Source organism: Kitasatospora sp. NPDC036755 (assembly GCF_040636595.1).
GTDB lineage: Bacteria > Actinomycetota > Actinomycetes > Streptomycetales > Streptomycetaceae > Kitasatospora.
Window position 1 is genome coordinate 1 of record NZ_JBEZUT010000258.1, and the last position, 12892, is coordinate 12892.

Genomic DNA, 12892 nt, shown 5'->3' on the forward strand with positions numbered 1-12892 from the left:
AGTTCTCAAGGAACGGACGCTTCCTTCGGACCGCCTTCCAGCGGACCCTCCGGGCTTCGTTCTTTCGTGTTTCCAGCTTATCAGATGTTTTCCGCCCCGTTTTCCGGAGTTTCATTCATCGGATTCGCTTTCCGCTTTGCCGCCCCGGTCTCCCGCGGCGACTCCGGAACTGTACGGGGACCGGCCCGCCACATGCAAATCGCCCCTGCCCGGGCTCCCGGGCAGGGGCGATCAGTGCCGACGTGCGGATCCGGCCGGAGCCGGGTCAGCGGACCTCGGTGATCTCCGGACCACGCGCGAACGGGTCGAGCGAGGTGCCGCCGAAGCGGTTGTCGCCCTCGCTGGCGGCAACGGCCGCCCCGCCGCCGTCGGCGACCATCTGGGCGTCCTCGGGAAGCTTCAGGACGATCGGGTCGCGGGGAGCCATCGGGGACTCGCCGCGCACGACGACCGTCTGCCGGAAGACCTGCTCCAGGATCCCGGCCATCTCCGGCTGCACCGCGGCCTGGCCCGAGATCACGCCGCGCAGGAACCAGCGCGGACCGTCGCAGCCGACGAACCGCACCAGCTGCACGCCCTGGGTGCCGTCCGGCAGCTGCACGGGGACCTGGGCGCGGAGGTGCCAGCCGAGCGGGCCCTCCTCCTCCTCGATGAGGCCGCCCTGCGAGGTGATGCCGTTGGCGATCTCCTCCCGGACCTCCCCCCAGATGCCCTCCGACTTCGGGGCCGCGAAGGCCTGGAGCTGGATGGCGCTGTTGCCGAGCACGAGGGTGGCGGCCACGATCGCGTCACCGGCGACCTCGACGCGCAGCTCCATGCCCTCGACACCGGGGACCAGCAGACCCCCGAGGTCGACCCGTCCCTCTTCGGGGTTCTCCAGCTCGGAGTGGTCCCACGGACCGTCCGGCCGCGGGGCCGGCGGGAGGCCGACCTTGTCGGCCGGGTCCAGGTCGGTCACGTTCTCGCTCTCGGCGGAACCTTCGACGTCATCGGCCGTCTCGTCGGCGCTGATGGCGTCGTCGGCGAGCTGCTCGACAGCGTCCTCGCTCTTCTGGCGACGACGGAACACGGTCACTGTCCTTCCCGGTCCAAGACCGATGCGAATACCTGCTCGGCTTCCTGCGAGGCCGCGGGCATGCTAGACCGCGGCGTGGCCGCCGGTCGACCCGAACCCGCCCTCGGCGCGTGCCGACCCAGGCAGCTCCTCCACCTCGTGGAAACGGGCCTTCTCGACCTGCTGGATCACCAGCTGGGCGATCCGGTCCCCTCGGCGGAAGCTGACCCCCTCGCGCGGGTCCAGATTGACGACGATCACCTTGATCTCTCCACGGTACCCGGCATCGACCGTCCCCGGGGCGTTCACGAGGGCAACACCGCAACGAGCTGCCAGCCCGGACCGCGGGTGCACGAAGGCCGCGTAGCCGTCCGGCAGGGCGATGGCGATGCCCGTCGGCAGCACGGCCCGCTCGCCGGGGGCCAGTTCGGCGTCGACGGTGGTGCGCAGATCGGCGCCGGCGTCCCCGGGCTGCGCGTAGGCGGGCAGCGGCAGCTCGGGGTCGATGCGCTTGATCAGGACGTCCAACTGCGGGCGGGGGGTGGTGCTCAAGGGTTCACCTCAAAGGCTCGTGCGCGCTTCATCAGGTCCGGGTCGTCGAGGACCTTCTCGATGTCCTCGGGGCGACCGTGCGTGGTGAAGTGTTCCAGCTTCACCTGGATGAAGAGGGCTTGAGCACGCACGGCGACCGGTCCGTCCGGCCCGCCTATCCGCGCCTCCGCGGCGCTGTAGATCTTGCGGCCCCGCACGCCGGTGATCCAGGCGCGCAGGTGCAGCACGGAGTCGACGGGCACCGGGCTGAGGAAGTCGGTCTCCAGCCGGCCGGTCACGGCGGGGGCGTGCAGCAGCCAGTTGAGCGTGCCGAGCGTCTCGTCCATGGCGGTGGTCAGCAGTCCGCCGTGGGCCAGGCCGGGGCCGCCCTGGTGGGCGTCGCGGACGGCGAACTCGGCGGTGACGTCGAGGCCCTCGCCGGCGACGGCGTCGATCCGCAGGCCGCCGGGGTGCTGCGGGCCGCAGCCGAAGCAGTGCTCGTAGTGGGAGCCGAGCCGGGTGCCGGGGGCGGGCGCCTGGGGGTGGCGCTCCGGCAGGACGGCGTCCGGCGGCGGGGTGGTCGGGGTCGGCGGCATGGCGGGCGCCGGCCGGTCGGTGGGGGTGCTGGGGGCTGTCGTACCGGTCACGGGGCCCCAGCCTACCCAGGGGTAGGGAGCCTCCGGTGGGGGTGGCGTCCCGCCCCGGGCGTCAGGGCGACCACAATGGAGGGCATGTACGACGAACGCCTCACGGTGCCGCGTTCCTGGTGGCTGCTCCCGATCGCGATGGGCCTCACGCTCACGCTGGTCCTGATCCGGGTCAGCGGCCCGGCCGCGCTGATCGGGCTGGTGGTCGGGATCGCCGCCGGCGCGGTCGCGATCAGCAGCTACGGCTCGGCCCGGATCCGCGTGGTCCAGGGCTCCCTGGTGGCCGGACCGGCCCGGATCCCGGTGGACGCGCTCGGCGGCGCGCAGGCGCTGAGCCCCGCCGAGGCGGCCGCCTGGCGCGGCCCCAAGGCCGACCCGCGCGCCTTCATGCTGCTGCGCAGCTACGTCCCGACGGCGCTGCGGATCGAGGTGACGGACCCGGCCGACCCGACGCCGTACCTCTATCTGTCGACCCGCTCGCCGATGAAGCTGGCGGAGGCCCTGGAGGACGCCCGGCGCGGCACCCGCGCCTGAGGCGGGGCCGGCCGGGCGCCGCCCGGCCGGCCCGGGGACGGACCGGCCCGGAAGTGGCCGGACATACGGAGAGGGACGGTTCCGCTGGTGCGGGACCGTCCCTACGACTTTGTCCTGGCCGGTTCACCGGCCGACTCCGCCCTCCCGGGCCCGTCCGTGCGGACGGTTCCCGGTTCTGCCGCCCGGCCCCGCTGCCCGGGGCCGGAAGGAGCGGTGTGCCGGTCCCGCGGGCGCAGCCGCGGGCACCGGGCCCTTTCCGCCGCGGTGCTCAGTTGCCGCAGTCCCGGCAGATCGGGTTGCCGTTCTTCTCGCTGTAGAGCTGGCTGCGGTGGTGCACCAGGAAGCAGCTCATGCAGGTGAACTCGTCGGCCTGCTTCGGCAGGACGCGCACGGCGAGTTCCTCGTTGGAGAGGTCGGCGCCGGGGAGCTCCATCCCCTCGGCCGCCTCGAAGTCGTCGACGTCGACGGAGCTGTTGCTCTTGTCGCTGCGCCGAGCCTTGAGCTCCTCGATGCTGTCCTCGTTGACGTCATCGTCGGTCTTGCGTGGGGTGTCGTAGTCGGTTGCCATTTTTCGCTCTCCCCCTCCGGGTTGTGCGGTGTGTGCGGTATCTCCAGCGCACGTAACGCATGGGAGGTCGGTCTTGTGCCCGACCCGAGGCGGAGATTTTGCCTTACTTCAAGCCCTGTTACTCAATCGACACTCAGCCCGGGCTCCATCGGGTTGATCCCCGGGGCTGCGGAAGGCCTCACGCTGGGCCATCGCCGGCCCTCCCCGGGCCCGTCGAACCGACCACGCACAGTGAGCGCGGAGGGTGCGGGCGCCCACGAAATCCCTTGCCCGCCAGGGATGCCGACCGATCGCGCGGATCGGTCCGGGGCCGGAATCCGGTCACGGACCGCGATCGGCACCCCTGGGCGGGTGATCACTCTCCGGGGTTGCCCGGAATCGTGGAGCGACACGGTGTGAGCTTGGTCACGTTAGGAATCTTCCAGGGCAAACCCTGGAAAATCCACCCACGCCGACCGGTCGGGGTACCGACCCCCCACCCGGTCGGCGCGATGCCCCGGATGCCTCAGCCGGCGTTCTTCCGGGCCGCGCGGCGCGCCATCAGGGCGGCCTGGCGCTCCTCGAACTTCCGGGCCTGGCCGTCCAGCCCGTCCAGGAACACGCCCAGCTCGTTCTGCGCCAGCAGGCCCTCCGGGCCGAGCCCGCCGAGCTCCATCACCTTGAGGTGCCGCAGCACCGGCTGGAGCACGTCGTCGTGGTGGATGCGCAGGTTGTACACCCCGCCGAGGGCGATCTGCGCGGCGGCGCGCTCGAAGCCGGGGATCCCGTGGCCGGGCATCCGGAAGTCGGTGACCACGTCGGCGACGGCCCGCATGGCCTGGTCGGGGGCGATCTCCAGGGCGGCCTTGAGCAGGTTCCGGTAGAAGACCATGTGCAGGTTCTCGTCGTTGGCGATCTTCGCCAGCAGCTGCTCGCAGAGCGGGTCGCCGGCGTACTTGCCGGTGTTGCGGTGCGCGATGCGGGTGGCGAGCTCCTGGAAGGCCACGTAGGCGACCGAGTGCAGCATGCTGTGCGCGTTGTCGGACTCGAAGCCCTCCGACATGTGGCTCATCCGGGCCCGCTCCAGCTCCACCGGGTCGACCGCCCGGGTGGCGAGCAGGTAGTCGCGGATGGCTATCCCGTGACGCCCCTCCTCGGCCGTCCAGCGGTGCACCCAGGTGCCCCAGGCACCCTCCCGGCCGAACATGGTCGCGATCTCGTGGTGGTAGCTGGGCAGGTTGTCCTCGGTCAGCAGGTTCACCACCAGCGACACCCGGCCCACCGCCGTCACCTGGGACTGCTCGAGCGCCCAGGCCTCGCCGCCGAGCACGCCGTCGAAGTCGCGGCCCTGGCTCCACGGGACGAACTCGTGCGGCATCCACTCCTTGGCGACGCCCAGGTGGCGGTTGAGCTCCTTCTCGACGACCTCTTCGAGGGCGAGGATCAGCCGCGCGTCGGTCCAGCCGCTCGCGACGAGCGAGGAGCTGCTCTGCACAGGGGCGATGGTCACGGTCTTGCTCCTGAGGGGACGGCACGCGCTGGGACGGGCGCGGCGCGCTGAACGGGGACACGACGTCCCCACACCCGCCGACGGGCCGCCGGCGGATTCACCTACGGTTGCGTAGGTTACGACACCGTAAGTTGCTCGGGGCGGAAATGACAAGCCGCCCCCGCCAGGCCTTATGTCGTCTTGACGGGCCTGGCGGGGGCGGCAGGAAACGGTCACCCGCGGAAGGGGCGTTGGACCCTTACGGAGAGGGGATGCGGACCCTCATCGTGAGGCCGCCGCCGGCGCGCGGCGTGGCCTCGATGGTGCCGCCGTGGGCGCGCACCACCGAGCGGACGATGGACAGGCCGAGCCCGACCCCCTTGTCGCTGCGGGTGCGGTCGGCACCCTTGATCCGGCGGAACGGCTCGAAGATGTGCTCCAGCTCGTACCCGGGCACCACCGGGCCGGTGTTGGACACCACCAGCTCGCCGCCGCCGGGCACCGCGGTGGTGGCCAGCTCGACCCAGCCGCCCGGGGTGTTGTAGCGGACGGCGTTCTGCAGCAGGTTGAGCGCGAGCCGTTCCAGCAGGACGCCGTTGCCGGCGGCCATGGCCGGATCGAGCTTCGAGCGCAGCTCGACCTCGCGCTTGTCGGCCTCCCCCCGGGTCTGCTCCAGCGCCCGGGTGGCCACCTCGGACAGCTCCACCGGGCGCCGCTCGGTCAGCTCGTTCTCGCTGCGGGCGAGCAGCAGCAGGCCCTCGACGAGCTGCTCGCTGCGCTCGTTGGTGGCCAGCAGGGTCTTCCCCAGCTGCTGGAGGTCGGGCGAGACCCCCGGATCGGAGAGCTGGACCTCCAGCAGGGTGCGGTTGATCGCCAGCGGGGTGCGCAGCTCATGCGAGGCGTTGGCGACGAAGCGGCGCTGGGAGTCGAAGGAGCGGTCCAGCCGGTCCAGCATGCCGTCGAAGGTGTCGGCGAGCTCCTTGAGCTCGTCGTCCGGGCCGTCCAGCTCGATCCGGCGGTGCAGGTCGGAGGAGGCCACGTCGCGGGCGGTGCGGGTGATCCGGCCCAGCGGGCGCAGCACCCGGCCGGCCATCGCGTAGCCGGCCACGAAGGCGATCACGGCGAGGCAGACCAGCATGGTCAGCGACTTGCGCAGCAGGATGTTGAGCGCGGAGTTGGAGCGCGCCAGGAAGTCGGCGGCCTGCCACTGGTTGAACGCCGCGGTGTCCATGGTGCGGACGGTGCCGTCGGGGCTGGTGACCCGGACGCTGTTGCCGTCGAAGAGCAGCTGGCGCGGCGAGAGGTACGAGACGGCGTCCTGGAAGAACACGTACATCAGGAGCAGCAGCACGACGCCGGCCATCAGGAACATCCCGCCGTAGAGCAGGGTGAGTCGCATCCGGATGGTGGGGCGGAAGGGCAGCCAGGCGAGCATGCCGTCGCCGGGGACGTAGTGCCCGGGGCGGTGGACGCGCGGCGGGGTCAGGGGCTTCGGGGGGACGGCACGCGGACCGCCGGCGGGCGCGCCGGAGGGCCCGCCGGCCGGGGGCGGGGTGGTCATGATGGTCCTCTCGGTGCGTCCGCCGGGGCGGGCGCTCACGGCGGGGAGTCCCGGGGTGGGCGGACTCCGGTCGTCAGATCCGGTAGCCGGAGCCCGGCACGGTGACGATCACCGGCGGGTCGCCGAGCTTGCGGCGCAGCGTCATCACGGTGACGCGCACGACGTTGGTGAACGGGTCGGTGTGCTCGTCCCAGGCCTTCTCCAGGAGCTGCTCGGCGGAGACGACGGCGCCGCCGGCCCGCATCAGCACCTCCAGGACGGCGAACTCCTTGGGGGCGAGCTGGACGGTGCGGCCGTCGCGGATCACCTCGCGCCGGCCGGGGTCGAGCGAGATGCCGGCGCGCTCCAGCACCGGGGGCAGCGGGATGGTCGCGCGGCGGCCCAGCGCCCTTACCCGGGCGACGAGTTCGCTGAAGGCGAACGGCTTCGGAAGGTAGTCGTCCGCGCCGATCTCCAGGCCCTCGACCCGGTCGCTGATGTCGCCGGAGGCGGTCAGCATGATCACCCGGGTCGCCAGGCCCTGCTCGACCACCTTGCGGCAGACGTCGTCCCCGTGCACCAGCGGAAGATCGCGGTCCAGGACGACGACGTCGTAGTCGTTGACCGCGATGCGCTGGAGCGCGGCCTCCCCGTCGTACACCACGTCGACGGCCATCGCCTCGCGGCGCAGGCCGGTCGCGACGGCCTCGGCAAGCAGCTGCTCGTCCTCGACGACGAGAACCCGCACGGTCGTTGTCCCTTCTCCAGGCCGGCCCCGGAAGCGGACGCACGGCTCCGACGGTGCCTCCATCCTGCCTGGTCCGGCGGTAAAGCAGCGATAAGCTGCCCCTCAGGCAGGGAGTCGGGGTCCGCGACGGTGACCGTTCGTATCCGGACCACTCCGCTTGGACTGTGACACAGGCAACTTTCTCGCGCCGGAAGGTTTCCCCGCCGTGGGGGCGGGGAGGACAGCTGCACACCCGCGATCTGGCCGACGGCCGGTCGCACCCACCCGCCGTGCGTTCATCCGCGCCGGCCCTGGGGCTGGGCATCACCGGAAGCGGCCCGCGGCCGCTCCGCATCCATCCGGAGATTCACCACCATCCGGCTTGGGTGCTTTCACCGGCTGGACCTCCCCGGGGCGGAGAGCGCACGACCGTGCACGTCCGACACAGTAAGGGGGCCCGTATGGACGCCTTCAAGGCCGGAATCCTGCAGCGCATAGCCAACGCCGAGCAGGACCTGCACCGCGCGATCGAGGCCGGGGACGAGTTCCTCGCCGAGGTGGAGCAGTCCGAGCTGGACGACCTCCGCCGACTCGCCGCCGAGCACGGCGTGGACACGGTGCTGGAGCGCCACCGCACCGCTGCCTGACCCGTCCGGCACACCGACCCGTCGCCGGACCTCCGGCACCAGCGGCCCTGCGGGGGCCGTGCGAACCCAGGCCCTGGCATCCCCCGTATGTCAGGGCTCTTCGCATGTCCGGGGCCGTCCGCCGCCACCGGGGCTCCGGGGGCGGCGGACGGCCGGAACCGGTCAGTCCGCCCAGGCGCGCAGCTCGGCCAGCCGCTCCTGGAGCGGCTCGTACACCCCCGGGGCGGCGGCCACGGTCAGCTCGCCGTCCGGCCCGTGCCCGGGGCGGCCGCCGACCAGGGCGCCGGCCTCGGTGGCGATCAGACAGCCGGCCGCCCGGTCCCAGGGGGCCAGGCCCCGCTCGTAGTAGCCGTCCAGCCGCCCCGCGGCCACGTCGCACAGGTCCACCGCGGCCGCCCCGCCCCGGCGGATGTCCCGCACCTGCGGCATCAGCGCCAGCAGCACCTCGGCCTGCCGCACCCGCACCGGCTGGACGTAGTTGAAGCCCGTGGCGATCAGCGCCTGGCCCCAGGGCGGGGCCGGGCGGGCCGAGACCGGGCGGCCGTCGAGGCGGGCCCCGCGGCCCAGGACGGCATGGAAGAGCTCGCCGCGGGCCGGCGCGTACACCACGCCGACGACCGCCCGGCCGTCCACCTCGGCGGCCACGCTGACGGCCCAGGAGGGCAGCCCGTAAAGGTAGTTGACTGTTCCGTCGAGCGGGTCCACGACCCAGCGGACCCCGCTGGTGCCCGGCCGCTCGGCGCCCTCCTCACCGAGGTAGCCGTCCTCCGGGCGGCGGTCGGTGATCAGCTCCAGCACGAGCTTCTCGGAGGCCAGGTCCATCTCGGTGACCACGTCGACCGGGCTGCTCTTGGTACCGGCCACACCGAGGTCGGCCGGGCGGCCGTCGCGCAGCAGGGCACCGGCCTGCCGGGCCGCGTCCAGGGCGACCTCCAGCAGGTCGTCGAGGAGCCGGTCGTCGGGCAGGGCGGGGGTGGGCACGGGGTTCTCCTCCGGGACGGACGGGACGGACAGGACGGGTGGGGCGGACCGGACACCCGGGGCGGCCGGGGCGCGCGGTCAGCGCTCGGCGACGGCCGGACGCGGGGCGCGCGGGTTGGGGCAGCAGTCCACCGCGCACACGTCGTGGCTGGGACCGAGGGTGCCGAGGGCGCAGCGCACCACCCGCTCGCCGCGCTCGGTGGCGGCCCGCTCCAGGACGAGCTCGCGCACGGCGGCGGCGAACCGGGGGTCGGCGCCGACGGTGGCGGCGCGGGCCACCGGCAGCCCGAGTTCGGCCGCCTTGGCGGTGGCCTCGGTGTCGAGGTCGTACTTGACCTCCATGTGGTCGGAGACGAAGCCGATCGGGACCATCACCACGGCGGGCGCGCCGTCGGCGTGCTGGGCCTCCAGGTGGTCGCAGATGTCGGGTTCCAGCCACGGGATGTGCGGGGCCCCGCTGCGGCTCTGGTAGACCAGTTCCCACGGCCGGTCGGCCACACCGGTGCGCTCGGCCACCGCCGCGACGATCAGCCGGGCCACGTCCAGGTGCTGGGCGACGTACGCGCCGCCGGGCCGGCCGCGGGCCGGGTCGTCCGGGGCGCCGGAGGTCTCGGCCATCGCCTCCGGGATGGAGTGGGTGGTGAACGCCAGCCGGGCGCCGGGGCGGACGGCCTCGGGCAGCTCCGCCAGGGCGGCCAGCGCGGCGTCGATCATCGGCTCGACGAAGCCCGGGTGGTTGTAGAAGTGCCGCAGCTTGTCGACCCGCAGGGCGGGCACGCCCTCCTCGGCGAGCGCGGCCAGCGCGTCGGCCAGGTTCTCCCGGTACTGGCGGCAGCCCGAGTAGCCGGCGTAGGCGCTGGTGGCGAGCACGGCGATCCGGCGGTGACCGTCGGCGGCCATCTCCCGCAGGGTGTCGACCAGGTAAGGCGCCCAGTTCCGGTTGCCCCAGTGAACCGGCAGGTCCAGCCCCTGCTCGGCGAAGTCCTTGCGCAGCGCGGCGAGCAGCTCGCGGTTCTGCCCGTTGATCGGACTGACCCCGCCGAACATGAAGTAGTGCTTGCCCACCTCCTTCAGCCGCTCCTTGGGGATGCCGCGGCCACGGGTGACGTTCTCCAGGAACGGGACGACGTCCTCGGGGCCCTCGGGCCCGCCGAAGGACAGCAGCAGCAGGGCGTCGTACGGGGCGGCGCCGGAGGGGGAGGGTTTGCGCGCGTCGGACATGGCACCGATCCTGCCACTGAGGGGCCGGACGCCGTCGCCGGGGCCGCGCGGGTGTCCGAAAAATACCGTTTGCCAACGTACGTAAGCTGTGTTTGCCAGCCTTGTTCCTTACTCCCCCTGCCCGGAGCTCCCGTGCTGTCCAGCTACCGCCAGATATTCGCCTCCCCCGGCACTCTGGCCTTCTCCTCCACCGGCTTCGTCTCCCGCCTGCCGATCTCCATGACCGGGATCGGCATCGTGACCATGCTGTCCCAGCTCAGAGGCTCCTACGGAGTGGCCGGCCTGGTCTCGGCCTGTCTGGCGGTCTCCGCCGCGATCCTCGGCCCGCAGGTCTCCCGACTGGTGGACCGGCACGGCCAGCGCAGGATCATCGTCCCCGCCATGGCGATCACCGTCGTCGCCGTCACCGGCCTGCTGCTCTGCGCCCGGCTCAAGGCCCCGGACTGGACCCTGTTCGTCTTCGCCGCCGGCATGGGCGTGATGCCGAGCACCGGCGCGATGGTCCGCGCCCGCTGGGCCCACCTCTACCGCGAGGACACCGGCAAGCTGCACACCGCCTACTCCTTCGAGGCCGTCGTCGACGAGGTCTGCTTCATCGTCGGCCCGATCCTCGCCATCGGCCTGGCCACCTCCGTCTTCCCGGAGGCCGGCGTGCTGCTCGCCGGGATCTTCCTCACCGTCGGCGTCCTGCTGTTCGCCGGGCAGCGCTCCACCGAACCACCGGTCCATCCGGCCGCCCGGCACGAGGGCGGCTCGGTCATCCTCAACCGCGGCCTCCAGGTACTGATCGTCACCTTCGTCGCCACCGGCGCGATCTTCGGATCGGTCGAGGTGGTCACCGTCGCCTTCGCCGAGGCCCAGGGCCACAAGTCGATCTCCAGCGTGATCCTCGCCCTGTGGGCGCTCGGCTCCTGCGTCGCCGGCGTGGTCTTCGGCACCCTGAAGCTGACCGGCTCGATGGCGGTGCGCTTCCTCGGCGGCGTGCTGTTCATGGCGATCAGCATGGTGCCGCTGCTGCTGGTCGCCCACGCGGTGCACGGCATCGGCGGGCTGGTCGCCGTCGGCGGCGCGCTGCTCGTCGCCGGCATCGCCATCTCCCCCACCCTGATCACCGCGATGGCCCTGGTCGAGCGGCTCGTCCCGGCCGCCCAGCTCACCGAGGGCATGACCTGGACCACCACCGGCCTGGCGCTCGGCGTCGCGGTCGGTTCCTCGGCCGCCGGCTGGGTGGTCGACGCCTCCGGAGCCGCCGCCGGCTACTGGGTACCGCTGGCCGCCGGCCTGCTCGGCGTGGTCGCCGCCCTCGCCGGCCTCGGCCGGCTGCGTGCCGGACTGGCCGCCCAGCACGGCGCGGACACGGCCGCCGAAGGGGCCGAACGGACCGTAGACGCCGAACGGTGAACTGACTAATCTCTCGCCCTACCCACGGGGCTACCTGTGGGTAGGGCCTGTCTCTCGGATTTCCCGGATCAGGCGGGGATCCATGGGACAGGTCCTAAGGGCGGCCGCGCCGCCCCGGACCGCGCCGACTCGTTCGGCCACGGAGCAGGAGGCAGCGCAATGCCCCAGGCCAGTACCGCGACCCCCACCCGGTGGACCAACTGGGCCGGCAACCAGAGCGCCCGGCCCGCCCGGGCCGCCGCCCCCGGCACCGCGGAGGAGCTGGCCAAGGAGATCCTGCGCGCCGCCGAACAGGGCCGCACCGTCAAGGCCGTCGGCTCCGGCCACTCCTTCACCTCGATCGCCTCGGCCGGCGACGGCGTCCAGATCCGGCCGCACGCGCTCACCGCCGTCCGCGGGATCGACCGCGCGGCCGGCACCATCACCGTCGAGTCCGGGCTCCCGCTGCACCGGCTCAACCGCGTCCTCGCCGCCGAGGGCCTCTCGCTGACGAACATGGGCGACATCGAGGTCCAGACCGTGGCCGGCGCCACCAGCACCGGCACCCACGGCACCGGCCGGGACTCCGGCTCGCTGGCCGCCCAGATCCGCGCGCTGGAGATCGTCCTCGCCGACGGCACCGTCCGGCACTGCTCCCCCACCGAGAACCCCCGGCTCTTCCAGGGCGCCCGGCTCGGCCTCGGCGCCCTCGGCGTGATCACCGCGCTCACCTTCGGCGTCGAGCCGGCCTTCCTGCTCACCGCGCACGAGCAGCCGATGGGCTTCGAGGAGGTGCTGGAGCGCCTGGACGACCTCACCGCCGTCAACGAGCACTTCGAGTTCTACTGGTTCCCGCACACCGACCGCTGCGCCACCAAGCGCAACAACCGCAGCCAGGGCCCGGCCGCCCCGCTGCCCCGGTTCAAGGAGTGGCTGGAGGACGACTTCCTCTCCAACACCGTCTGGGAGGGCGCCTGCCGGATCGGCCGGCGCTTCCCCGGCTCGATCCCCTCGATCGCCTCGCTGGCCAGCCGGGCCTGGTCCGAGCGCAGCTTCACCGACACCGCGTACAAGGTGTTCACCAGCCCGCGCAAGGTCCGCTTCGTGGAGATGGAGTACGCGGTGCCGCGCGCGGCCGTCGGCGAGGTGCTGCGCGAGCTGAAGGCCCTGGTGGAGCGCTCCGGCTGGAAGGTCGGCTTCCCGGTCGAGGTGCGCTTCGCCCCCGCCGACGACCTCTGGCTCTCCACCGCCTCCGGCCGGGACAGCGCCTACATCGCCGTCCACCTCTACCGGGGCACCGCCGACCAGGGCTACTTCGACGGCGTCGAACAGCTGATGACCGCCCATCAGGGGCGGCCGCACTGGGGCAAGCTGCACACCCGGGACGCCGGGTACCTGGCCGGCGTCTATCCGCACTTCGGCGACTTCACCGCGCTGCGCGACGAGGTCGACCCGCAGCGGGTGTTCGGCAACGACTACCTGCGCCGGGTGCTGGGCGCCTAGGGCCAATGCCGGTGACTTTGTCTTGCTGCTCTCGTTGGTTGTGGTGTGGCGAGGGTGGGGCAGGTCAAGTCGCCTGCGGGTGAGCGGTTGT

The 12892-nt window shown here is 72.7% G+C and carries 13 protein-coding genes; 4 read left to right on the plus strand and 9 right to left on the minus strand.

Features of this window, described 5'->3' with window-relative positions; genetic code table 11:
• Positions 1-265: 265 nt before the first annotated feature.
• The 3 genes from AB0E96_RS30065 to AB0E96_RS30075 form a co-directional block, all read right to left on the minus strand.
• Complete coding sequence (locus AB0E96_RS30065; RefSeq protein ID WP_359828930.1) at positions 266-1069, minus strand: DUF3710 domain-containing protein; 804 nt, start codon at positions 1067-1069, stop codon at positions 266-268.
• Positions 1070-1138: 69 nt separating this feature from the next.
• A complete protein-coding gene (gene dut, locus AB0E96_RS30070; protein WP_359828931.1) occupies positions 1139-1606 on the minus strand; it encodes a dUTP diphosphatase in 468 nt (155 codons plus the stop codon).
• A complete protein-coding gene (locus AB0E96_RS30075) occupies positions 1603-2181 on the minus strand; it encodes a PaaI family thioesterase (protein ID WP_359828939.1) in 579 nt (192 codons plus the stop codon). Before AB0E96_RS30075 ends, dut begins: the two co-directional genes overlap by 4 nt.
• Before the next feature lie 126 nt (positions 2182-2307).
• Here AB0E96_RS30075 and AB0E96_RS30080 point away from each other — a divergent pair, with 126 nt between their 5' ends.
• Positions 2308-2766, plus strand: coding sequence for a DUF3093 domain-containing protein (locus AB0E96_RS30080; protein ID WP_359828932.1), 459 nt, complete (start codon positions 2308-2310; stop codon positions 2764-2766).
• Between the two features lie 268 nt (positions 2767-3034).
• Here the strand turns inward: AB0E96_RS30080 and AB0E96_RS30085 are convergent, their stop codons facing one another.
• From AB0E96_RS30085 to AB0E96_RS30100, 4 genes are all read right to left on the minus strand, one after another.
• On the minus strand, positions 3035-3334 hold the full coding sequence (locus AB0E96_RS30085; protein WP_359828933.1) for a DUF4193 domain-containing protein: 300 nt from the start codon (positions 3332-3334) through the stop codon (positions 3035-3037).
• 505 nt (positions 3335-3839) lie between these two features.
• On the minus strand, positions 3840-4823 hold the full coding sequence (locus AB0E96_RS30090; protein ID WP_359828934.1) for an acyl-ACP desaturase: 984 nt from the start codon (positions 4821-4823) through the stop codon (positions 3840-3842).
• A gap of 238 nt (positions 4824-5061) precedes the next feature.
• Positions 5062-6237: a HAMP domain-containing sensor histidine kinase gene (locus AB0E96_RS30095; RefSeq protein ID WP_359828940.1), complete on the minus strand. Its 1176-nt coding sequence runs from the start codon at positions 6235-6237 to the stop codon at positions 5062-5064.
• A gap of 199 nt (positions 6238-6436) precedes the next feature.
• Entirely contained in the window at positions 6437-7090 is a 654-nt protein-coding gene (locus tag AB0E96_RS30100; RefSeq protein ID WP_030057689.1) for a response regulator transcription factor, read from the minus strand.
• 440 nt (positions 7091-7530) lie between these two features.
• Here AB0E96_RS30100 and AB0E96_RS30105 point away from each other — a divergent pair, with 440 nt between their 5' ends.
• On the plus strand, positions 7531-7716 hold the full coding sequence (locus AB0E96_RS30105; RefSeq protein ID WP_030057688.1) for a hypothetical protein: 186 nt from the start codon (positions 7531-7533) through the stop codon (positions 7714-7716).
• A gap of 162 nt (positions 7717-7878) precedes the next feature.
• Here AB0E96_RS30105 and AB0E96_RS30110 read toward each other — a convergent pair whose 3' ends face one another.
• Both AB0E96_RS30110 and AB0E96_RS30115 read right to left on the minus strand, forming a co-directional pair.
• A complete protein-coding gene (locus AB0E96_RS30110; protein WP_359828935.1) occupies positions 7879-8697 on the minus strand; it encodes an inositol monophosphatase family protein in 819 nt (272 codons plus the stop codon).
• 78 nt (positions 8698-8775) lie between these two features.
• On the minus strand, positions 8776-9918 hold the full coding sequence (locus tag AB0E96_RS30115) for a ferrochelatase (protein ID WP_359828936.1): 1143 nt from the start codon (positions 9916-9918) through the stop codon (positions 8776-8778).
• A gap of 132 nt (positions 9919-10050) precedes the next feature.
• Between AB0E96_RS30115 and AB0E96_RS30120 the strand changes: the two genes are divergently transcribed.
• Both AB0E96_RS30120 and AB0E96_RS30125 read left to right on the plus strand, forming a co-directional pair.
• Positions 10051-11319, plus strand: coding sequence for an MFS transporter (locus tag AB0E96_RS30120; RefSeq protein ID WP_359828937.1), 1269 nt, complete (start codon positions 10051-10053; stop codon positions 11317-11319).
• Positions 11320-11478: 159 nt separating this feature from the next.
• Complete coding sequence (locus tag AB0E96_RS30125; protein ID WP_359828938.1) at positions 11479-12801, plus strand: D-arabinono-1,4-lactone oxidase; 1323 nt, start codon at positions 11479-11481, stop codon at positions 12799-12801.
• Positions 12802-12892 lie beyond the last annotated feature (91 nt).

What these genes read in the sequence shown, in the direction of transcription:
- AB0E96_RS30075 (WP_359828939.1), bottom strand. Translation starts at nt 2,181, where the DNA reads ATGCCGCCGACCCCGACCACCCCGCCGCCGGACGCCGTCCTGCCGGAG.
- AB0E96_RS30080 (WP_359828932.1), top strand. Translation starts at nt 2,308, where the DNA reads ATGGAGGGCATGTACGACGAACGCCTCACGGTGCCGCGTTCCTGGTGG.
- AB0E96_RS30085 (WP_359828933.1), bottom strand. Translation starts at nt 3,334, where the DNA reads ATGGCAACCGACTACGACACCCCACGCAAGACCGACGATGACGTCAAC.
- AB0E96_RS30095 (WP_359828940.1), bottom strand. Translation starts at nt 6,237, where the DNA reads ATGCTCGCCTGGCTGCCCTTCCGCCCCACCATCCGGATGCGACTCACC.
- AB0E96_RS30105 (WP_030057688.1), top strand. Translation starts at nt 7,531, where the DNA reads ATGGACGCCTTCAAGGCCGGAATCCTGCAGCGCATAGCCAACGCCGAG.
- AB0E96_RS30115 (WP_359828936.1), bottom strand. Translation starts at nt 9,918, where the DNA reads ATGTCCGACGCGCGCAAACCCTCCCCCTCCGGCGCCGCCCCGTACGAC.
- AB0E96_RS30125 (WP_359828938.1), top strand. Translation starts at nt 11,479, where the DNA reads ATGCCCCAGGCCAGTACCGCGACCCCCACCCGGTGGACCAACTGGGCC.